This is a genomic window from Collinsella aerofaciens (genome assembly GCF_039062315.1).
Classification (GTDB): Bacteria; Actinomycetota; Coriobacteriia; order Coriobacteriales; family Coriobacteriaceae; genus Collinsella; species Collinsella aerofaciens_BG.
On sequence record NZ_JBCJBG010000006.1, the window covers coordinates 41,529 to 61,320 of the forward strand.

The window sequence follows — 19,792 nt, forward strand, 5'->3', positions numbered from 1 at the left end:
AACGGCGCGTCTGCGGTCTCGAGTGAAGCCAAAACCGCAGCGCTCCGAATGAAGAGAGGGGGATTCCCCGTCATGATGCAAAAGATACAACGTTTCGGCGGTGCAATGTACACGCCTGCAATTCTTTTCGCATTTTCCGGAATCGTCGTCGGCCTGGGTACGTTGTTTACCACCGAGGCGATCTTTGGCGAGATGGCCACAGCGGGTCATCTTTGGTTTGATTGCTGGAATGTGCTGCTCCAGGGTGGTTGGACGCTCTTTAACCAGATGCCGTTGCTGTTTTGCGTAGCGTTGCCAATCTCGCTCGCGAACAAGCAGAACGCTCGCTGCTGCATGGAGGCTTTGGCCATCTACCTTACCTTCAACTACTTTGTAAGCACAATCTTGGGGCAGTGGGGCCCTGTCTTTGGAGTCGACTACTCTGTCGAGGCGGGCAGCGGTACTGGTCTTGCCACTATCGCAAGCATCAAAACGCTTGATATGGGCATCATGGGCGCGCTTATCATTTCTGGTATCGCCACGATGCTTCACAACAAGTACTTCGACACCGAACTTCCTGAGTGGCTGGGCGTGTTCTCGGGCTCCGTGTTCATTTATATGATCGGTTTCTTCGTTATGGTTCCGGTCGCTATTATCGCCTGCCTGGTGTGGCCGCATGTTCAGGCTGCTATCTCCGCCTTCCAGGGATTCATCCTTTCCGCCGGTACGTTCGGCGTGGGCGTCTTTGCTTTCTTCGAGCGCGTGCTGATTCCTACAGGCCTGCACCACTTTATCTATACGCCGTTCTATTACGACAACGCGGCGGTCAACGGCGGCATCTTTGCTGCTTGGGCCAACATCCTGCCCCAACTGGCTGCCGATCCGAGCATTGCTCTTAAGGATGCCGCACCCTGGGCTGCCTATACCTGCCCTGGTTGGACTAAGGTCTTCGGCTCGCTTGGCGTCGCCATTGCGTTTTATATGACCGCCAAACCCGAGCGCAAGCAGCGCGTCAAGGCTCTGCTCATTCCCGTCACCCTTACCGCTATGCTTTGCGGTATCACCGAGCCGCTTGACTTCACCTTCCTGTTCATCGCGCCCGGCCTGTTCGTCGTCCACTGCGTGCTCGGAGCGCTCGGCTGCATGGCTCAAAACCTCCTTGGCGTCGTGGGCATCTTCGACGGCGGCATCATCTCGATGCTCTCGTGGGACTGGCTGCCCCTTTGGGCCGCACACGGTCTGCAGTACGCCATCTCCATCCTTGTCGGTCTGTGCTTTACCGCCCTTTGGGTCGTGGTCTTCCGTTTCCTGATCGTCAAGTTCGACTTTAAGACCCCCGGTCGCGAGGATGACGATGTTGAGGTCGAGCTCAAGTCCAAGGCCGACTACAAGCAAAAGCAGGGCGGTGCTGCTGCTGGCAAATCGGTCGCCCAGAGTAAAGATGATGAGCGCTTGGTGCTTGCCGAGAAGATCCTCGATCTGCTCGGTGGCACGGATAACATCATCGATGTAACTAACTGCGCTACCCGTCTGCGCGTTAACGTCAAGGACAAGAGCGTCGTTGCGCCCGAGGCTTCCTTCAAGGCGATCGGTACGCATGGCTTGGTGGTCCAAGGTCAGTCAATCCAGGTCATCATCGGCCTTACCGTCCCACAGGTTCGCGAGAAGTTCGAGAGTCTTCTGAAGTTCGAGAGTCTTCTGTAAACCATCGTCCATCGAAACAATCGGCCTTGCAGAGCCGGTATGCACCGCAAGGCCGATTCTAGAGATAAAAACTCCACTTCTAGGTAACAGTTCCAAACCGTGCAGGCCGCGTACGGGGATGGATTGAGCAAGCGGCCAGAATGAGGAGGACATCATGTCCAAGAAAAACTATGCCGTGACCATTGCCGGCGGTGGCTCTACCTTCACCCCGGGCATCGCTCTGATGCTGCTTGAGGAGCGCGACCGCTTCCCGGTCAACAAGGTGACCTTCTACGACAACAACGCCGAGCGCCAGGAGATCGTTGCCAAGGCGTGCGAGATTTACTTCCACGAGAACGCTCCCGAGGTTGAGTTCAACTACACCACCGACCCCGAGACCGCTTTTACCGGTACTGACTTCGTCCTTGCTCACATCCGCGTGGGTCTCTACGCTATGCGCGAGCTCGACGAGAAGATCCCCCTCAAGTACGGCTGCGTTGGTCAGGAGACCTGCGGCGCTGGCGGCATCGCCTACGGTATGCGCTCCATCGGCGGTGTCATCGAGATACTGGACTACATGGAGAAGTACAGCCCCAACGCCTGGATGCTCAACTACTCCAACCCCGCGGCCATCGTCGCCGAGGCCTGCCGTGTGCTGCGCCCCAACAGCCGCATCATCAACATCTGCGACATGCCGATCGACCTCATGGATAAGATGAGCCGTATGTGCGGCATCAAGGATCGTCGCGAGCTGCAGTATAGCTACTACGGCCTCAACCACTTTGGTTGGTGGAGCAAGATCTACGACAAGGAGGGTAACGACCTCATGCCGCAGATCAAGGAGCACATGGCAAAGAACGGCTACTTGGACGGCATTGAGCACGAGGCCGGTAAGGAGCAGCACGTCGAGGAGAGCTGGATTCACACCTTCGGCAAGGCCAAGGATGTCTATGCTGTCGATCCCGAGACGATTCCCAACACCTACCTCAAGTACTACCTGTACCCGGACTATGTTGTCGAGACGTCTGACCCCAACTACACTCGCGCCAATGAGGTTATGGACGGCCGCGAGAAGAAGGTCTTTGGCGCTTGCCGCGACATCATCGCCAAGGGTACTGCCAAGGACGGCGGCTTTGAGCCCGACGTACACGCCAACTACATCGTCGACCTTGCCTGCGCGCTGGCCGAGAACACGCTCGAGCGCTTCCTGCTGATTGTCCCCAACGATGGCGCTGTGCCCAACTTCGACCCGACGGCCATGGTCGAGGTGCCTTGCATCGTTGGCTCCAACGGCTTTGAGAAGATCTGCCAGGGCCCGATCCCGCAGTTCCAGAAGGGCCTGATGGAGCAGCAGGTTTCCGTCGAGAAGCTCGTTGTCCAGGCTTGGGTCGAGGGCAGCTACCAGAAGCTCTGGCAGGCACTCACGCTCTCCAAGACCATTCCTTCGGCGAGCGTTGCCAAGCAGATCCTGGACGAGCTCATCGAGGCCAACAAGGATTTCTGGCCCGAGCTTAAGTAAGGACTGCTGTCTCGAACTCTCACGCATCTCTGCTTCATTTGCGCCGCCGCGGTGTCCGGATTCGCCCGGATGCTGCGGCGGCGCTATACTTATGCAGTTTGAAGTACCTGTATCAAAAGGAGCTGTCGTGTCCCTTTCCATCGGTATCGTGGGCCTGCCCAACGTGGGCAAGTCGACGCTGTTCACCGCGCTTACCAAAAAGACCGGCCTTGCCGCCAACTACCCGTTTGCCACGATCGACCCCAACGTGGGTATCGTCGACGTGCCCGATAGCCGCCTGCAAAAGCTCGCCGCCATCGTCAACCCGGGTCGCATTGTGCCGGCTACGGTCGAGTTCGTCGACATCGCAGGTCTGGTGAAGGGCGCTAACGAGGGCGAGGGCCTGGGCAACCAGTTCTTGGCCAACATTCGCGAGACCGATGCCATCTGCGAGGTCGTGCGCTACTTTAAGGACCCCAACGTCATGCGTGAGGTGGGCCGCACGGGCGAGTTCGTTGATCCTGCCGGCGATGCCGACACCATCATGACCGAGCTCATCCTGGCCGATATGGGCACGCTCGAGAAGCAGCTGCCCAAGCTCGAGAAGGAGGCCAAGCGCGACAAGGAGCTCATGCCCAAGTTTGAGGTCGCCAAGCGCCTGCTTGCCTGGCTCAACGAAGGCAAGCGCGCCGCGTCTATGGAGATGACCGACGAGGAGCGTGCCGCTGCCAAGGGCCTGTTCCTGCTCACCATGAAGCCCATCCTGTATGTGGCCAACGTGGACGAGGATATGCTCAACGACGACCTGGCGCCCATCGATGGCGTCAAGCCGCTGCCCATCTGCGCCAAGATCGAGGCCGAGCTTTCCGAGCTCGATCCCGAGGACGCCGCCGACTACCTGGAGAGCCTGGGCCTGGAACAGCCCGGTCTGGACGTGCTCGCGCAGGCGGCCTATAAGCTGCTCGGTCTGCAGTCGTTCTTTACGGCCGGCGAGATGGAGGTCAAGGCCTGGACGGTTCGTCAGGGCGCAACCGCCCCGCAGGCTGCCGGCGTCATCCACACCGACTTTGAGCGCGGCTTTATTAAGGCCGAGGTCATTGGTTACGACGACTACATCGAGCTCGGCGGCGAGCAGGGCGCCAAGGCCGCCGGCAAGCTGCGTATTGAGGGCAAGGACTATGTCATGGCCGATGGCGACGTCGTGCACTTCCGCTTTAACGTGTAAGGACGACGCATATGTTTAAATATGGCAAAAAAGCTGGCTACATGGGTATCGCACTGCTGGTGCTTGCGGTGATTCCGCTGGTGGTCGCAGCGTGTGTTATCCCCAACATTGGTCCCGAGGTGGCAACGAAGTTTAATGCCGCCGGCGAAGTGACGCGCTGGGGCAAGAGCTACGAGTTGCTGGCGCTGCCGGTGCTCAACCTGCTGCTGAGCGTGGCGACGTACTTTACGGCGGGACGCCAGGCTAAAAACAATGATGACTCCGCCGCCATGGCGCGCATCGTGTGCGAGCGCTACCTGCGCAACGGCTGCATCACGGGCGTGTTCCTCAACGTGATCAACGTTTACTTTATGTACTCGGCGATTACCGGAACAGGCTTTGGTTTTGGTTTCTAGCTTGTCCTTTTAGGCAACGAGCCTGCAAGCATATTCGATGGCTGCTGCGAGGCCGCCGCTCGATCGTGGTTTAAAGACCATGTCGGCGGCGGCCTCGTTTTCGTATCCGGCGCCGCGAAGGGCGAGTGCGATACCGGCTTCTAAAAGGAGCGGCAGGCCGCGTTGGCTGGTTGCGATCACGGCAGCCTGATTGAGCGAGCAGCCGTGCGTCTGGCATCGGATGGCAAGTTCACCTTGCGCCGGGCAAGGGACCAGAACGGCGGCGACGCGACTTGATAGCAATGCAAATGCTGTGCGCTCATCGGGCGAAAGGCATTCTGCTTCAACGACGACGAGCTTGGGCGGTGCGCTGTTTGTGCGAGGCGTGGCTCGGTACATGCGGACCGAAGAACCCGACATAGAAAACTCCTGTGTATTCGGCAAAACGTAAACTATAGTTTACGTTTATGTTCGGCTCCATTTCAAACTCGGCTGCATGGACGAACGTGCGAAACAGATTCTTGGCAGGCGGGTCGAAGAGACACGCAGGGACCTTGGTATCTCCAAGGTTGATTTTTGTGTGGCAACAGGAATCAGCCGACCCTACCTCGACCGAATCGAAGGTGGGACGGCAAATTTCACGCTCAAGGTTCTATTTAAGATCGCGCCCGCACTCGGCATGACGGTGTCAGAGCTTCTCGAGGGCATCGAATAGGGGATATCCGTCGACAACTGAATTACGCCATCGGGATGCGGTCGTGGTTGACTTGGCTGTAGAACAGGCGCTGAATCTCGGCTGCATCGCGTGACTGGCCGAGTGCCCACATGGTCTTGGCCACGAGCGTCTCGGTGGTCATGTCATCGCCGCGCAGAATGCCCGGATGATCGGCGTAAGCACGGCCGACCTCATAAACGCCCAGATCGAGGCCCTCTTCGGGAACCTGCGTGGTCATAACGACGGTGCGACCCGAATCGACCCAGCGGAAAATCGCCTCCTGGAATGACTCGCCGGACTCGCCAAACTCGGGAATACCGCCAATGCCAAAGGTCTCCAGGATTACGGCATCGTAGCTATCGGCAAGGGCGTCGAGGATGCCCGGGTTTACGCCGGGCGTAAGCTTGAGTACAAATACGCGCGGATCGATGCTGTCGTAGAAACGTACCGGGTTTTCGCCCTGACGAGTGCCGTGGAGCCCGTTGCGCACGATGCGGTCGTTGCGGATGTAGGCAATGGGCGGATAGTTGACGCTAATGAACGCATTAAAACTCATGGTGCGCTGCTTACGGGCGCGCGTGCCGGCAATGGCCACGCCGCCAAACACGATCGAGACGTCGTGCGAATGCTCATCGAGCGCATAGAGCAGGCTTTGGTACAGATTGAGCTTGGCATCGGTAAAGGGGTTGCCCATGGGCTTTTGCGAACCGGTGAGCACGATGGGCTTGGGGCTGTCCTGAATCAAGTAGGAGAGCGCCGCGGCCGTGTAGCTCATGGTGTCGGTGCCGTGCAGAACCACGAAGCCGTCGTGGTCGGCATAACCTTCGACGATGACGTCGCGGATGCGCATCCAGTCGCTGGGTCGCATGTTGGTGCTGTCGATGTTCATGGGCTGCACGACGTCGAGCTCGCAGAGGCCCGAGATCTCGGGGACACTCTGGGCGAGCTCCTCACCGGTCAGGGCGGGGGAGAGGCCGTTGCCGTCCTCGGTCGATGCGATGGTGCCGCCCGTGGCGATGAGAAGGATGCGCTTCATGCTGGTATTCCTATCGTATTTGCCGCCGCAAGGGCGGAGTCGTTCGGCAGTATTGTGGCACAGGGCGGTGAATGTTCAAACGTATTACATCATCTGTAACGTTTGGTAATACTTCAATTGCCGTCAAATAGGGGCCCAGGTCGTGCGTTTGCCGTGCGCTGATGGCTGCGAGGGACGAGAAACCCCATATAACGTGTACACTATGAAAGTTATTCTCGTTTATTCGCGCGGGTGGGCACCGGCTCCCCGCCAACAAGAGGGGGAACCATGGATCAAAAGGCTTCCGCAAAGGTCCTCGTACTCGACTTTGGTGCGCAGTACGGTCAGCTCATTGCCCGTCGCGTCCGCGACCTCAACGTGTATTCCGAGATTGTCCCCTGCGACATCTCGGCCGACGAGATTCGCGAGATGAACGCCTCTGCGCTCATCCTTTCCGGCGGCCCGGCTTCCGTGTATGCCGAGGACGCTCCGTCCATCGATCCCGCCATCTTTGACCTGGGCCTTCCCGTCCTGGGCTTTTGCTACGGCCATCAGATCACGGCCGTGACGCTCGGCGGCAAGGTCGGCCACTCCGAGGTGGGCGAGTACGGCCGCGCCACCATCACGCGCACGGCAGACGCCAAACTCTTTAACTCCACGCCCATGGAACAGACCGTGTGGATGAGCCACCGCGATGCCGTTTCCGAGGTGCCCGAGGGCTTTACCGTTACCGCCAGCACCGACGTGTGCCCGGTCGCTGCGATGGAGTGCGTCGAGCGCAAGATCTTCACCACGCAGTTCCACCCCGAGGTCAAGCACTCCGAGTACGGTCAGCAGCTGCTGAGCAACTTCCTGTTTGAGATCTGCGGCCTGGAGCCCAACTGGAGCATGGACAACCTGGTCGAGACCATGACGGCCGAGTTCCGCGAGAAGGTCGGCAACGACCGCGTGATTCTGGCCCTGTCCGGCGGCGTCGACTCCTCCGTCGTGGCTGCGCTGGGCGCCCGCGCCGTAGGTAAGCAGATGACCTGCGTGTTCATCAACCACGGCCTGCTGCGCAAGGGCGAGCCCGAGCAGGTGGAGGAGGTCTTCACCAAGCAGTTTGACGTCGACTTTATTCACGTCCACGCCGAGGACCGCTATGCCGAGCTTCTGGCCGGTGTGACCGAGCCCGAGGAGAAGCGCCGCATCATCGGTACGCAGTTCTGGAAAGAGTTCTTCGCCGTGGCGCAGCAGCTCGAGACCGACGGCAAGCCGGTCAAGTACCTGGCTCAGGGCACCATCTACCCCGACATCATCGAGTCTGGCGCTCGCAAGACGGGCGGCAAGACGGCCACCATCAAGAGCCATCACAACCTGATCCCGTTCCCCGAGGGCGTGCACTTCGACCTCATTGAGCCGCTCGACCACTTCTTTAAGGACGAGGTCCGCGCGCTTGGTCTGGCACTGGGCCTGCCGGCTCACATCGTGTTCCGTCAGCCCTTCCCGGGCCCGGGTCTGGCCATCCGCATCATCGGCGCGGTCGACAAGGAGAAGCTCGAGATCCTCAAGAACGCCGACGCTATCGTGCGCGAGGAGCTCGATGCCTACAACCAGCGTCTGTTTGAGCAGACCGGCGAGCGCAACTCCGAGCACAGCTGCTGGCAGTATTTCGCGGTCCTGCCCGACATTAAGTCCGTCGGCGTCATGGGCGACGAGCGCACCTACCAGCGCCCGATCATCTTGCGTGCCGTCGAGTCCAGCGATGCCATGACCGCCGACTGGGCCAAGCTGCCCTACGACGTGCTGGCCCGCATCTCCGGCCGTATCGTTGCCGAGGTTCCTGGCGCCAACCGCGTCTGCTACGACATCACGTCCAAGCCGCCCGCGACCATCGAGTGGGAATAACGGAAACTGGCTTCTGAACTCGCGTTTTGATACCGTCGAGTACCGCCTGATGCTGTTTCGGCGTCGCTATAGAGCAAAGCCACTAGCGAAATAACGGGAATAACAGCCTCCGGACCCTCTGGTTCGGAGGCTTTCTTTTTGCATGTCTACCTGGGGAAACGACCTAATTATTCCCGTATACCCCTACTGAGCGGTATGGCGGAGTATTCGGCGGTACGGGAATAATTGGGCCCTGCGGGAATAATTCACAATTCGGGTTCCCCGAGGGGCGATTTCGAGCGGGCGAAACTAAGTTGAAACTGCGGGGTCAATTCAAGCCCTCCTTGATTGCATTCGCCTAGGTCAACAAACGGGAATAAAGAAACGCGAAAATCGGTTTACGCAGTTTCGGTAACCCCGAATGCCGCCGAATGACGCCGTGTATCTTGCCGTATTTGAGCACGCAATTATTCCCCCTAACGGTTCTTCCGGGACGTCGATTTCGTACGGGAATAATGGAACAGCCCTCGGAGAACCGGAGGCTGTTCGTAAGGAAATATCAATTTGCCTGGGGAAATGTCAGAAAGAGGTCTTCCAATCGCCACGACCAGGCCCCTCACGCTCGGGTCCAGCACGCACCAGTCCATGATCAGGTCAATGTTGGCGATGACCACGCCAAGGACTCCCTACACGATCGTGCGCGCCAGTCGCCAGTACCACTCGTTGCTTGCCAGAAACTCGTTCAAGTCAGCCCACCTTTCCCTCAAGGACTCGATGTCGTGCTTCGCGACAGTCATGTCCTGCTCGAGCACGTAGGTGCGCTCCAGGACCTGGTTGTGCTTCTCGACCTTCTTCGTGAGGGCGTCGAGCTTGACCTCCATGACGGCTCTGCTCTTAGAGTTGGAAAGGATCACCCCAATCAGCGTTACGACACCAGTAATGCACGCCACGATGATTGACTCCATAAAAGAGCTGCCTCCCGAGATCGACTTTTCGTCCTCGGGAGACAGTGTCCGACCGTGTCACAAGTACGCAGATTATGCTCGGAGTTGTCGCTTGACCTCACGTTCTTCTATGCATGATGTCGAGCTGCTTTCTACTCATTTTCTGAGGTTATAAGGACGCGTGGAATCGCCTCTTCGCTCGGAACCATCTTCTTCACCAGTGCAAGGCACTCAGCAAAGTCGTCGCCTGGCAGGCAAAAGACCCTATGCTTCTTTGTTCCATTGGGATATGCGACGGCAAACGTCGTTGAACCTATGTCGGTAACAAACTCCTCGTCATCTAGCTCTAGGATACCGGCGACCTTCTCGGCAACTTCATCGAACAGCGCACGATAGCCAAGGCCGCTTGGCTGGTATGCCCAGCTCATCGGCAAGTTATGCTCTGATATCTTACGAGGCTTGTATTTGTAGCTGATCCAATCGGGTGTGATGACAACCATGTCGGTGAATGCTTCATCAACGCTACAAAAGCCCGATTCGCCCTTGATGACGATGCGGGACATCGTAGGCATGCTAACTACAGGCAGGTGCTTGTACTCCTCAAAGAATGGATCCTCTGAGTCATCATCAGGTTCTTGGTCATAAACAGTCACGAGCCCTCGGTCCTCTAAGTAGTCAAGCATGGCTTCAATCACATCACGTTCATCCTGCCATTCCATAGTTTGGAAGTATTCGAGATCCTCCACAGGCCTCGCATGGTCAGGAAACCAGTGGTTGAGAATTCGGGTTGTTTGTCGATCTAGTTCTCTTTCGAGCTCGTGCCTCTTATCCCAGTTTAGACCCTTGTACTCAGCTTCAGAAATGCCATGGATGAGCAGCGTATCAATAAGCTGCCGATAGGAGCCTAGCCGTAACTGCTCCGCAAGTTTGTATGGGAATTGCTTTGGATTCAGATAGTGTTCGCGCCAGTAGTCAAGGACTCCCTCTTCTTTCATAATGTCGAGATTGAGCGTCCATGCGTAGCGACCTGCAAGATAGTCTGGATAGACGTCGAGCTTCTTTGCAATCTGATCCAGCAATTCGGGACGTATTGTTCCCGACTTCACCGCACGAAGTATGGTTTTCTCTGTTCTGTCAATGTCGGCATCAGCTCCAAGCTTACGTATGCTCGAGTCAAGCCGGTGTATCACCCACTTAAACCACTCGGGGTCAATTTTCTCTCCAAAAGCATCAGCTTCAGCATTGTTCATCTTGACTCCTTTAGTACGGACATTTTGGTGTCATAATGGCTGTTCGCAGAACGCAACACTTCGTACTACCATGCATTATGCGGCCACGAGGTACGGACATCAAGCCGTGTAATCAATGCAAAACACTAACGGGCTCCATGTGAGCCCGAGAACGGAGAACTAACAATGGCGACTAACACGCTGGTACCGCATTACGAGGACAATGACATGGATCGCAAGGATCTCGCCGACTTCGCCAAGCAGAGCATGGATAAGGCCATGGACACCAATCACTCTGTTGCCATGCGTCAGATGGAAGTCCTGAGCATGCAGACCGACGAGACGCAGGCCCTGCTCCAGAGCGGCAATCTGACCGACGAACAGTTCGATAAGGTCATGCAGGAGTCTGAGAAGATTCGACAGGCAATGTCCGATACCACGACGAAGCTGCATAAGTCGAACTTCGAGTTGGTTGTGAGCACCTGTGCCGTGCTGTTCTTTGGCGGTCTGTTTTTTACGCTTCGCGCCGCTTAGCCGGCATGTATGAGGGGTGATTAATCCATTGTCCCTCATACATGTTTTCATGCCGAGATGTTGCATTCCAACGTGCTTGCAGCATCTATGCGGAAGCGCGCGTGTTCCGTCTTGCTGCTGGCCCACACCGTGCCATATCCGACGACAAGTCCCTCATTGGGAAAGATGGTCGCAACTCTATCGTCCGTCTTCATCGCTGTGTATCTCAATGGTGAGGATCAAGTTGTTACTCATCGCTGCCTTTGTCATCAATCTCGCGCAGACGCAAAAGCCAGCGTCTCATGTTCCCGTCCCCAAAGAAGCCGAGCAGTGCCCCATCGCAGAAGCGTTCTGCTCTCACGGCTCCGAGCAGAAGCGCCATCACCGCCTGGCCGTCGAGTTCCGATACATCTGCCCCAGACATTGCTTGGCTGCCCCACTCGAGTCCGTTGCGTTCAAGTATGTCGCGGTAATGCGTGAGCTCGTACTCGGGATGCTCGTCGACGAAGTCGTAGATTGATTGTTCGACGTCAGCAACCGTCGTTCCGTAATTCACGTAGGGCAGCTTGATTGGGTCGTTCATGGTGCCCTTGCTCGCTCGGTCTACAACCCAGTTGCCAAATCCCTCGGCATTCTCAATCGCAGGCAGATGTTTTGTCAGGCTCTCAAACATAAGCCGCTTCTTTTGAGAAATGAGCTTCAGCAATACCGTCGAGCTGCGAACGTATTGTCTCGAAGGGCTGGTTCAGGTCCAATGTCCTCACGCTTATCTGGTTACCGCTCATCTGATACACACCATCAGGCTGCACGTCTTCGTCGGTCTTGGCGTAGAGCAGCATGCCCGACACGCTATGCTGCTCGTGAGTGCTGGCGAGCTCCGCTTCCTTGTTCTTCACGTAGGTGAAGATCTGGTACAGGTTGCCGGAGTGGACACTTTGCTTGTCGAACTGCTGTTGCGTCGTGTGACTGTAGTACTTCGCGTCGATGATGAGGACGGTCCTGCCTCGTGTGAGCGTTATGTCGGTGTGCATGGCGGGGAGCATGTCATCGAAGCTGTCGTCGAGCGCCCAGCTGATGTACGGCGCCCCCGCGGAAAGCTCTGGGTGCTCACGTCTGTAGTACTCGAGGATGAACTTCTCGTACAGGTGGCTCATTCGCTGCTCGTCGAGGAAGTCCATCATGCGGAGACTCCCGCTCTCCCGCGTCTGGAGAAGGCCCTTCACGACCAGCCAGCACACGTTCATGAGCATGCGATAAGTCTGGTTGTTCCGGTCGAAGCGCATGTGCCAGTCTTCGCCCGAAAGGTTCACGTCTTCCACGTCCACGAAGTACGGAAGCAGCCGTCTAAGTGCCTTCTTGCGCGCCTTGTCGATGTCCGAGCGAATCAAGAGCATGATCGTCGCCTTGAGGATGCGGTTCATGCACGTGTCCGTGCTGAACTCGTCGTAGCTGCAAACCAGCTGCCTGCGCAGAATTGAGCGCGTCTTCAAGGACTCGGAAAGTTCGATCTTGCCCCTCGGTGAGGAGAGCATATCCTCGCGGTCGACGTACTCCCGGCCAAGGCCGCGCTTGAGCTGCAGGCTCACGCCCCGTGACAGTATCTCGGCGAGGAGGTCGGCGGTGTTGTCGAACTCCTCGGCTGCGATGTCGCGGTAGCCCTGCCCCTGCAGCGTCTGGAACGCATAGGCGAGCATGTGGTAGATGTTCTGTGTCCGGATCACTGGATTGACCTGCGCAGCTTGCCGGCCCACTCGTCGACCTTGGTGGGCTCGTCGAACCAGTACTCGCGCAACATCGGCACGAGCTCATAGTTGACGATTGCCGAGAGTTTATCGTCCGTTACGTCGTCCGGAGACATGCGGCAGAAGTAGCTATGGCCGATGCAGAAGCCGTCTCCCAGCGACTCGTCGGACGCGATCGCCTCGTTCAGCTTCACGACGCAGGAGATGAGCCTATCGAACTTCTCGCTGGCAAGTCCCTCCTGATAGGCGATGAAGCTCTCCGTGTCGAAGGCGGGACGGAGGTCGAAGAACGCGAAGCGGCGGCGCAGGGCGTAGTCGAGCATGGCGAGCGAGCGGTCCGCTGTATTCATCATGCCAATGAGGTATACGTTGCTCGGAACGTAGAACAGCTCGTGCGAGTAGAGGAGCTGCAGCGTGTTCCTGGGCCCGCGCTTGTCGTTCTCGATGAGCATAAACAGCTCGCCGAAGATCTTCGAGAGGTTGCCACGGTTGATTTCGTCGATGATGAAGAAGTAGTCGTTGTCAGAATCGTCCTTCGCATTCTTGCAGAAGTTGTAGAACGCGCCCTTCTCGAGGTCGAAGCCCTGCGCGTTCGGGCGGAACCCCTCTATGAAGTCCTCGTAGCTGTAGCTCTGGTGGAACTGCACCATCATCACACGCTCGGCGTCCTTCACGCCCATCATGGAGTAGGCCAGGCGCTTTGCGGCGAAGGTCTTGCCTACGCCTGGGGCACCCTGCAGGATGATGTTCTTCTTCGCGCGCAGGACGTTGACGAGGGTCCTGTAGTGCTCGCCGTCCATGTAGACCTCCGAGAGGAAGTCCTCGGACGTGTACGCTGGGTATTCAACCTCCTCCGTGTCTTCCTCGACTTCGCCGCCCTCGTCCTCGAAGAACGAGTTGAGCTTCTCAACGAGGTCGGGATAGGCGGTGATGTCCGTCAGGGTCTTCACGGCGAGGAAGTCTTCCGTGTGCCACTCTCCTCTGTTCGTCCAGCGTACCCTGCGGATGTTCGGATAGGAGTCGCCATTTTCGTCGAATTGGTAATCCCCCTCAACGATGCCGCGACCAATAATTACGCTGCGGCCCCGCTTAGCAAAGATAACGTCGCCCGGCTTGATTTCGCGCGAGAACTGCCAGAGCGCGAGCGCGGAGTTCTTCTGCGAGTACTTGCTACTGTACAGGGTGCGCAGGTTCTTGCGGATGTCTTCCTTGCTGGCGTATTTCTCGACGTCGCCGAGCTTGCTCCAGCCGACACCCATTACGCCACGTGCGTAGAAGTCATCCCACCTCGCGGCACCGTCTCCCGGGGAGTAGGTCCAGTAATGTGTGGTCTTGACCCCCTCGTCTCCAAGGGAATTTTCTTCCGCCTTCTCGGCTGCAGCCTTCTCGGCGACCTTCCTCTCGCGGTTGACGCGCTCAGACTCCACGAAGGCGGCAGCCGTCAGCGAGGGGAAGTCTGCATACGAGCACTCTTCGCTTCCGAGCTCCGACTTGATGGTGTCGCAAATGGCGAGGTAGCGATCTCCGTCATGAACTGGCGAGTCCTTCTCCTTCGGCACTATGCCGGCGATGGCGGTGCCAGCCTTTGCGACGTCGGCCATGAACCAGCGGTTGCGCGAATCCAGGCTGATGAAGTTGTAGGGCCTCGCCCAGTAGAGGCCCATGGTGAGCTTCCAGCCAAGTGTGAACTGGATGACGGTGGTATCGAATGCCTCGACGAAGGCCTTCCGGGTTTCCTCGTTGTCGTCGGCGGCCAGTGCAAGTTCGGCCTCGAACACGTGCCAGAGGTTATCGATGTCGTGATCGCCGCGACGTTCGTCGTTGGCGAAGGCATAGAAGGTCGCGTTGAGGTTGTTGAGCACGGGGATGCCCTCGAAGTCCGTGGGCTGATCTGCCCCAATGTCGAACACCTCGGCGATGCCGGCGATGATCTTTTGCCGGTTTGCGTCTGTGATGCCCTTGTTGAAGAGGCCGAAGACGGTGAACGGATCGATGTCTTGGAGCTCATCTGCCTCAAGCTTAGGGAGACTCATCCCGATCGATTCATAGACAGTTGCTAGCTTGTTTATCAGATCGTCGCGCCTGTCTCGATAGGTCAGCAGCTTGTCAGATAACTCTTCATAAAAGCTGATCCAAGTAAATTTTGTGCTGGTCATTATAGTCACTGCCTATCTTGTGCCTCTGCCAAGGCGCCTTGCTTTCAATGTCTTTCCATATGCGTCTACATGCGCGACAGGTATCTTTATCGAATCTAAGTACACCAACGAGTATCTTTGCATCAATGTAATCCAACGCTTCGTCGATATTGCGCCCATTTCTTACTACTCCGTCAATTATGCTGATAACGTTTCTTTTTAGCTCGGGATTAATGTTCAATAGACCGGTATTGAGAACATGGATAATGCCAACTTTCTTGGGCAGAATCTCAAGCACACCGCCCCCACAGCTTCTGCCGTAAAGCTCCGTGAATGCGAACGCAATGCTGTTGTAATAGGCGATAACAGAACAGACGTTCGATAAAATAATATAGCATCAGATGGCGGGCACGGTTTCAATCGAATCCGTGCCCGCTGCTGTATGTGTGTCCTTGCACGCCCAATATGCGCCGTAAAAGCCGTCTTCTTCAACGTCAAAGTGAGCGCGCTTCATTTTTGTCTCTTAGAATCTTATTTTCACGATTTGCATTTTCATCCCGTTGTCACCGACCCTTGCGAGAAACCGGAAAAAGCCGCTGACAGAAGGGTCCCTCAAATCGTTGTAGCCCAGCATATAGCCGCGACTTGTGACCTGCAGACGGCTGTCCCACGTGCCGATTTCCTTGGCGGCATCCGAAACCGCAAAATATGCCCCCACATCCTTGATTTTTGCAGTCTTAAGCCATGTTTTTGCGATCATCTTTACTGCCGTCCGATTGGCAGCATCAAAGACCAGCACACCGCCGGGGAAAGCGTCTGCCATCCCCCGTACCAGTTCCCGGACCTGCTGGGTCAGAAAGTAATAGAACACCCCGGAGGCAAAGAACACCGCCCCGCCGGAGGCATCGATTTTGCTAAACCATGCGGTGTCTTTCAGGTCGCAGGGGATATTATGTTCTCGATCCCCGGCGGGCAGTAGCTGCTGCCGCAAGGCAATCACATCCGGGAAGTCCAGATTGTAGATCTTGCATCTACCGTTGTCGCAGGTTCTGCCGGTGTTGTCCAGCCCGCAGCCCAGATTGACCACCGCCGCATTGGGGTGGCCTTTCAGGTAATCCCGCACCTCGAAAGCAAGATCACTCTGCCGTGTGGCCACCTCCAGCGCACCAAAGCGCTGCATCAGGCTGCGGGAGTTTTTCTCTGCCTCTGAAAAGTCGTAGTCGATTTGGTCGAGCAGACGAACCGCTGTTTCATCCCTATAAAGGTTCGGGTACAGCTCCGTACACAGCTTCCGGGAATACAGCGGGAGGATCAGCGTCTCCTGAACGGTGTTTTTCTCAATTTTACATTTCATAGGTTTCTTCCTCAGTGAATAAAAATTGTCACAATTGCCGCCAGCACAGCCGCTATGACCGTCATGCCTATCGCCATGTGCAGGATGGATGCAAAAATACCCGTGCTTGATGCCCTTACTTCCGCGCCGTGACGCAGAGCCACTTTTTCTTTTTGTGTATCTGCACCTCGTGAAAACCCGCCTGCTCCAGACATGCCTTTAATTCGATGTCCTTGTAGATGGTCATGCCGCCGATGATCTGCGTCCACCTCTCGTCCTTGTCCGTATCGCCATTGCTCTCGTTGCAGATAAGAATTGTCCCGCCTGGCTTCAGCGTCCGCCAGACCTCACGGAAGCATCGGGGCAAATCAGGCCAAAAATAGACGGTCTCAAAGGCCGTGGCAGCATCGAAGTAGCTATTCTCAAACGCCATATCCGCCACACTGCCTTGCAGAACGGCGCAACGCCCCTCCTGAATTGCGGTTCGGTTGAGCTTTCTAGCCTTCTCCACGCTGACGGGCGAATAGTCGATGCCCTTGACGACGCCATGCGGGCATTTTTTCAGCAGCCGTTTTATGTTTGCCCCGCCGCCGCAGCCGCAATCCAGCACCTTGGCATTTGGCGCAAGTCGTAGAAATTGAAGTCCCCACTGGGCCACAGGGCTGTGGCCCAGATTCATCATGGCAACCATAAGTTTTCCGCCGAGGCCCACGGGCTTGCGGGTGTTTTCAAAGAACGACATCTGGTCCCTCCGATTTCGTGCATTCCGCATAGGTCAACGGGAACGAAGCCTTCAGCACCGCGCTTTTCTGCACCGCCCAGCCGTTTTGACGCAGGAAACACAGGTATTCCTCGCTTGTCCACCTGCTGTGGAGGGGGAATCCCGCCATACTCATGAAAAAGGCTTTTACCTTGCCGGAAACCGAGTTTCCCGCGTGGGTGAAGGTTGGCGCGATGAGCACGCCGTCGTCCTTCAGCACCCGCCTGATTTCTTGCAGGGCTTTTTCCGGATGCGGCACTATGTGAAGCGCGTTGGACGCGATCACCACTTCGAAGGACTTCTGTGCATAGGGCAGGCGGAACATATCTTGTACGGAAAAATGCAGCTTTGCGGATTGATTGCCCCGCTTTGCCTCAAGGATCATCTTTGCAGAGGCGTCCGTAGCCTCGATGTGCGCCGCCGCATTCACGACGCTCTTTGCGATAAGCCCCGTGCCGGTGGCAACCTCCAGCACGGTTTTTGCTTTCACCACCGGCCGGATCAGCCCATACATCTTCTCATACGCCGCCCGGTCGTTTCGCATGAAACGGTCGTACCGACCGGCATTCCTGTCCCAGAAGCCCTTGCGTCCGCGCATGGCTATCGCCCCCAAACAGTTAGAGTCATCTCCCCAGGCGTCCTGTTGCTGAGCTCGTAGTTCCTGATCGCCGAATTGCGTTGCCTCCTGCTTAGAGTTTTCTCTTATATCCACAGTCGCAGTACGGGCCTCCGGAGGCGAGCGTGTACTGCCGCACAAAGTCGGTCACGCCGCCTGCCTCGCTCATGGTGTAATCCAGACGGCACAGCGCAGGGGTTAGATCGTATAGCTCCAGATCTTTCATCAGCACGCAGATGCCGCATTTCGTGAATCGTCCCTCGTAACCGCTGCCGTCGGGGTATTCGTAGAAATCCATGTTCCACGAATAGGGATTCCGGTCAGCCGCCCTTAGCGCGGCGGTGGCTTTCATGCCCGCAATATCCTTTTCGGTGAATTTGCTCTTTCCGCTCATTCGGCAGAACCACTTCACGGGCTTTGTCATCATGGCGTCGGCGTAGTAGATTGTCAGCCGTTCCACATCTGGGCGCTCCGGCATGGAGAGAACGAACGCGCCGACCATGGCGCTGTTGACAAGGTTCATCTTGAATCGGTCGCCCTTCTCGAACTCCGGCAAACCGGCGATGATCCTTCTGTATTCAGACTTCGCCTTTCGCGTGATAGCTTTTGCTCTTTCCGTATCGTAGCCGAACACCGCTGTCAGCTGTTTTCGGAAGGACGGCGCAAGCAGTGCCCACATGGCGAAAGGCATTCCGAAGTAGATCACTGTTTGTCCCTCCAATCGCATAGTACGCGGGTCAGGCGGCGGTCGATGTCAATGCACGCCATTTGCTTTCACCACCGGCCGGATCAGCCCATACATCTTCTCGTACGCCGCCCGGTCGTTTCGCATGAAACGGTCGTACCGACCGGCATTCCTGTCCCAGAAGCCCTTGCGTCCGCGCATGGCTATCGCCCCCAAACAGTTAGAGCCATCTAACTATAACACGCGAATCGTGCAGCAAGATAAGGCTAGCCTTATTTTCTTGGCAAAGACGCATCTCTCCGGCTTTCGCCTATAGCGGCGCGAGCCAGATGCTAGGCTGGAGCTGAAGAAGGGGCTTGGCGGACAGGTAGGTCGATTCCGGTTCCCGGAACGGTGGTCCAGCCAATTACACCAGGGCTCTAGTCATTGAGTGGGAATAGGGATTTCTTTAGTTATGGGGGTATAAATTTGATTCCCTTTAGGATAAACCCCCATGACTACATGAATTGACCTGCTGACTCCAATGAAGATTGGAGGGTAACGGCCAGGGGTGACGGCCCGGCGAGTGTTATTTTGCGAGCTATGCGCATTGAAAGCGACCTTTCGTGGTATAAACTACTTGCCGGAAGCCGCGGCTTTCAGAGTACGGCTTACGTGTACGTTTAACCTCCGTGGGCGACGGGGTGCCGCAAGGCGTAGAATATCGTCCACCTGTAGGGGCCTGCAGCGATGCGGGCCCCGCTTCGTATGAAGGGGGCGTAACCGATGAAGATCGTATCCATCTCCCAGGACTTCTTCGACCTCGTCGAGGGCGACCGCGAGCTCATGCTTAAGCACAATCGCCCCTGCATCGTGGTGGTGAGGCTGCGTTTCCGCGGGAAGCGCAGGGACTTCGCCGTGCCGCTGCGTTCCAACATCGCCCCTAACGTGCCCAAAGACCAGTACTTTGCGTTGCCACCCCGCCCCACGACGCGCCCCGGCTGCCGCCACGGCATCCACTACATCAAGATGTTTCCCATAACCAAGGCCTACCAGCGCCGCTTCAGGACCGAGGGCTCGACCTACTACGAGACACTCCAGCGCATCATCGACGGCAACACCAAGCGCATTGTCTCCGAGTGCCAGGCGTACCTTGACCGCTACGAGCGCGAGGGAAGGTCTCGTTTTGCCGTCGACATCGACCGCATCGTGGGGCTGTTGGAGGGCGAGAAGTAGGGCACCTCGGCTCAGTCTCGAGCCATGCGGAGTCGCTCAGCATCTTTGAACGCCGCGTGTGCGTCCCAAATACTTGAGAAGCAAGCTGTGAAGTGCAGTGGCGCGCCCGTGCCCGTGCATAGCCGTCACCATCAGCGTCTACGGTGCGCTACAACATCACGGGCAAACCGCCTGACAAGCCGAGCATCCTGATCGTTCCGTCTATGAGCTACGTTGCCGTGCGGGGCAAGGGCGATCCCAATGCCGAAGGCGGCACGTAGCAGAA

At 57.0% G+C, this 19,792-nt stretch carries 20 protein-coding genes; 8 read left to right on the plus strand and 12 right to left on the minus strand.

The window, feature by feature from the left end; translation table 11 throughout:
• The first annotated feature begins 75 nt into the window (after positions 1-75).
• The 4 genes from ABCP74_RS04555 to ABCP74_RS04570 all read left to right on the plus strand — a co-directional run bounded on the left by ABCP74_RS04555 (position 76) and on the right by ABCP74_RS04570 (position 4,780).
• Entirely contained in the window at positions 76-1,683 is a 1,608-nt protein-coding gene (locus ABCP74_RS04555; protein ID WP_343011767.1) for an alpha-glucoside-specific PTS transporter subunit IIBC, read from the plus strand.
• A gap of 154 nt (positions 1,684-1,837) precedes the next feature.
• Positions 1,838-3,181 carry a 6-phospho-alpha-glucosidase gene (locus ABCP74_RS04560; protein ID WP_055287031.1) on the plus strand — a complete coding sequence of 448 codons (1,344 nt, stop codon included), beginning with the start codon at positions 1,838-1,840 and terminating at the stop codon, positions 3,179-3,181.
• A gap of 127 nt (positions 3,182-3,308) precedes the next feature.
• Positions 3,309-4,385 carry a redox-regulated ATPase YchF gene (ychF, locus tag ABCP74_RS04565; RefSeq protein WP_343000963.1) on the plus strand — a complete coding sequence of 359 codons (1,077 nt, stop codon included), beginning with the start codon at positions 3,309-3,311 and terminating at the stop codon, positions 4,383-4,385.
• An 11-nt stretch (positions 4,386-4,396) separates the two neighbouring features.
• Positions 4,397-4,780 carry a DUF1648 domain-containing protein gene (locus tag ABCP74_RS04570; protein ID WP_089572786.1) on the plus strand — a complete coding sequence of 128 codons (384 nt, stop codon included), beginning with the start codon at positions 4,397-4,399 and terminating at the stop codon, positions 4,778-4,780.
• A 9-nt stretch (positions 4,781-4,789) separates the two neighbouring features.
• On the opposite strand, the gene ABCP74_RS04575 is transcribed toward ABCP74_RS04570, so the two are convergent.
• A complete protein-coding gene (locus ABCP74_RS04575; RefSeq protein WP_343000962.1) occupies positions 4,790-5,179 on the minus strand; it encodes a hypothetical protein in 390 nt (129 codons plus the stop codon).
• A 76-nt stretch (positions 5,180-5,255) separates the two neighbouring features.
• Here ABCP74_RS04575 and ABCP74_RS09425 point away from each other — a divergent pair, with 76 nt between their 5' ends.
• A complete protein-coding gene (locus ABCP74_RS09425; protein ID WP_349125536.1) occupies positions 5,256-5,474 on the plus strand; it encodes a helix-turn-helix domain-containing protein in 219 nt (72 codons plus the stop codon).
• Positions 5,475-5,496: 22 nt separating this feature from the next.
• Here ABCP74_RS09425 and ABCP74_RS04580 read toward each other — a convergent pair whose 3' ends face one another.
• A complete protein-coding gene (locus ABCP74_RS04580; RefSeq protein WP_343000961.1) occupies positions 5,497-6,510 on the minus strand; it encodes an asparaginase in 1,014 nt (337 codons plus the stop codon).
• A gap of 267 nt (positions 6,511-6,777) precedes the next feature.
• Here ABCP74_RS04580 and guaA point away from each other — a divergent pair, with 267 nt between their 5' ends.
• Positions 6,778-8,376 (plus strand): glutamine-hydrolyzing GMP synthase, encoded by a 1,599-nt coding sequence (gene guaA / locus ABCP74_RS04585; protein ID WP_343000960.1) that lies wholly within the window; start codon positions 6,778-6,780, stop codon positions 8,374-8,376.
• A 665-nt stretch (positions 8,377-9,041) separates the two neighbouring features.
• On the opposite strand, the gene ABCP74_RS04590 is transcribed toward guaA, so the two are convergent.
• Positions 9,042-9,320 carry a hypothetical protein gene (locus ABCP74_RS04590; protein ID WP_343000959.1) on the minus strand — a complete coding sequence of 93 codons (279 nt, stop codon included), beginning with the start codon at positions 9,318-9,320 and terminating at the stop codon, positions 9,042-9,044.
• 131 nt (positions 9,321-9,451) lie between these two features.
• The gene (locus ABCP74_RS04595) at positions 9,452-10,549 is read right to left on the minus strand and encodes a hypothetical protein (protein WP_343000958.1); all 1,098 of its coding nucleotides are present in this window, start codon (positions 10,547-10,549) and stop codon (positions 9,452-9,454) included.
• A 165-nt stretch (positions 10,550-10,714) separates the two neighbouring features.
• Here ABCP74_RS04595 and ABCP74_RS04600 point away from each other — a divergent pair, with 165 nt between their 5' ends.
• Complete coding sequence (locus ABCP74_RS04600; protein WP_343000957.1) at positions 10,715-11,062, plus strand: hypothetical protein; 348 nt, start codon at positions 10,715-10,717, stop codon at positions 11,060-11,062.
• Between the two features lie 226 nt (positions 11,063-11,288).
• On the opposite strand, the gene ABCP74_RS04605 is transcribed toward ABCP74_RS04600, so the two are convergent.
• The 8 genes from ABCP74_RS04605 to ABCP74_RS04640 form a co-directional block, all read right to left on the minus strand.
• Positions 11,289-11,714, minus strand: coding sequence for a DUF6508 domain-containing protein (locus tag ABCP74_RS04605; protein ID WP_343000956.1), 426 nt, complete (start codon positions 11,712-11,714; stop codon positions 11,289-11,291).
• Positions 11,707-12,762 carry a 5-methylcytosine-specific restriction endonuclease system specificity protein McrC gene (gene mcrC / locus ABCP74_RS04610; protein WP_343000955.1) on the minus strand — a complete coding sequence of 352 codons (1,056 nt, stop codon included), beginning with the start codon at positions 12,760-12,762 and terminating at the stop codon, positions 11,707-11,709. The genes ABCP74_RS04605 and mcrC overlap by 8 nt, the downstream gene beginning before the upstream one ends.
• The gene (locus tag ABCP74_RS04615; RefSeq protein ID WP_343000954.1) at positions 12,759-14,816 is read right to left on the minus strand and encodes an AAA family ATPase; all 2,058 of its coding nucleotides are present in this window, start codon (positions 14,814-14,816) and stop codon (positions 12,759-12,761) included. Before ABCP74_RS04615 ends, mcrC begins: the two co-directional genes overlap by 4 nt.
• 85 nt (positions 14,817-14,901) lie before the next feature.
• Positions 14,902-15,309 (minus strand): hypothetical protein, encoded by a 408-nt coding sequence (locus tag ABCP74_RS04620; RefSeq protein WP_484038984.1) that lies wholly within the window; start codon positions 15,307-15,309, stop codon positions 14,902-14,904.
• A gap of 132 nt (positions 15,310-15,441) precedes the next feature.
• Entirely contained in the window at positions 15,442-16,272 is an 831-nt protein-coding gene (locus tag ABCP74_RS04625) for a class I SAM-dependent methyltransferase (protein ID WP_343000952.1), read from the minus strand.
• A 115-nt stretch (positions 16,273-16,387) separates the two neighbouring features.
• A complete protein-coding gene (locus tag ABCP74_RS04630) occupies positions 16,388-16,993 on the minus strand; it encodes a class I SAM-dependent methyltransferase (protein ID WP_343000951.1) in 606 nt (201 codons plus the stop codon).
• Complete coding sequence (locus tag ABCP74_RS04635; protein ID WP_343000950.1) at positions 16,980-17,609, minus strand: class I SAM-dependent methyltransferase; 630 nt, start codon at positions 17,607-17,609, stop codon at positions 16,980-16,982. Before ABCP74_RS04635 ends, ABCP74_RS04630 begins: the two co-directional genes overlap by 14 nt.
• A 91-nt stretch (positions 17,610-17,700) precedes the next feature.
• Complete coding sequence (locus ABCP74_RS04640) at positions 17,701-18,333, minus strand: L-2-amino-thiazoline-4-carboxylic acid hydrolase (RefSeq protein WP_343000949.1); 633 nt, start codon at positions 18,331-18,333, stop codon at positions 17,701-17,703.
• A 744-nt stretch (positions 18,334-19,077) separates the two neighbouring features.
• Between ABCP74_RS04640 and ABCP74_RS04645 the strand changes: the two genes are divergently transcribed.
• The gene (locus ABCP74_RS04645; protein ID WP_343000948.1) at positions 19,078-19,527 is read left to right on the plus strand and encodes a hypothetical protein; all 450 of its coding nucleotides are present in this window, start codon (positions 19,078-19,080) and stop codon (positions 19,525-19,527) included.
• Positions 19,528-19,792 lie beyond the last annotated feature (265 nt).

What these genes read in the sequence shown, in the direction of transcription:
- ABCP74_RS04555 (WP_343011767.1), top strand. Translation starts at nt 76, where the DNA reads ATGCAAAAGATACAACGTTTCGGCGGTGCAATGTACACGCCTGCAATT.
- ABCP74_RS04560 (WP_055287031.1), top strand. Translation starts at nt 1,838, where the DNA reads ATGTCCAAGAAAAACTATGCCGTGACCATTGCCGGCGGTGGCTCTACC.
- ABCP74_RS04570 (WP_089572786.1), top strand. Translation starts at nt 4,397, where the DNA reads ATGTTTAAATATGGCAAAAAAGCTGGCTACATGGGTATCGCACTGCTG.
- ABCP74_RS04575 (WP_343000962.1), bottom strand. Translation starts at nt 5,179, where the DNA reads ATGTCGGGTTCTTCGGTCCGCATGTACCGAGCCACGCCTCGCACAAAC.
- ABCP74_RS09425 (WP_349125536.1), top strand. Translation starts at nt 5,256, where the DNA reads ATGGACGAACGTGCGAAACAGATTCTTGGCAGGCGGGTCGAAGAGACA.
- ABCP74_RS04580 (WP_343000961.1), bottom strand. Translation starts at nt 6,510, where the DNA reads ATGAAGCGCATCCTTCTCATCGCCACGGGCGGCACCATCGCATCGACC.
- guaA (WP_343000960.1), top strand. Translation starts at nt 6,778, where the DNA reads ATGGATCAAAAGGCTTCCGCAAAGGTCCTCGTACTCGACTTTGGTGCG.
- ABCP74_RS04590 (WP_343000959.1), bottom strand. Translation starts at nt 9,320, where the DNA reads ATGGAGTCAATCATCGTGGCGTGCATTACTGGTGTCGTAACGCTGATT.
- ABCP74_RS04595 (WP_343000958.1), bottom strand. Translation starts at nt 10,549, where the DNA reads ATGAACAATGCTGAAGCTGATGCTTTTGGAGAGAAAATTGACCCCGAG.
- ABCP74_RS04600 (WP_343000957.1), top strand. Translation starts at nt 10,715, where the DNA reads ATGGCGACTAACACGCTGGTACCGCATTACGAGGACAATGACATGGAT.
- ABCP74_RS04605 (WP_343000956.1), bottom strand. Translation starts at nt 11,714, where the DNA reads ATGTTTGAGAGCCTGACAAAACATCTGCCTGCGATTGAGAATGCCGAG.
- ABCP74_RS04615 (WP_343000954.1), bottom strand. Translation starts at nt 14,816, where the DNA reads ATGAGTCTCCCTAAGCTTGAGGCAGATGAGCTCCAAGACATCGATCCG.
- ABCP74_RS04625 (WP_343000952.1), bottom strand. Translation starts at nt 16,272, where the DNA reads ATGAAATGTAAAATTGAGAAAAACACCGTTCAGGAGACGCTGATCCTC.
- ABCP74_RS04630 (WP_343000951.1), bottom strand. Translation starts at nt 16,993, where the DNA reads ATGTCGTTCTTTGAAAACACCCGCAAGCCCGTGGGCCTCGGCGGAAAA.
- ABCP74_RS04635 (WP_343000950.1), bottom strand. Translation starts at nt 17,609, where the DNA reads ATGCGCGGACGCAAGGGCTTCTGGGACAGGAATGCCGGTCGGTACGAC.
- ABCP74_RS04645 (WP_343000948.1), top strand. Translation starts at nt 19,078, where the DNA reads ATGAAGATCGTATCCATCTCCCAGGACTTCTTCGACCTCGTCGAGGGC.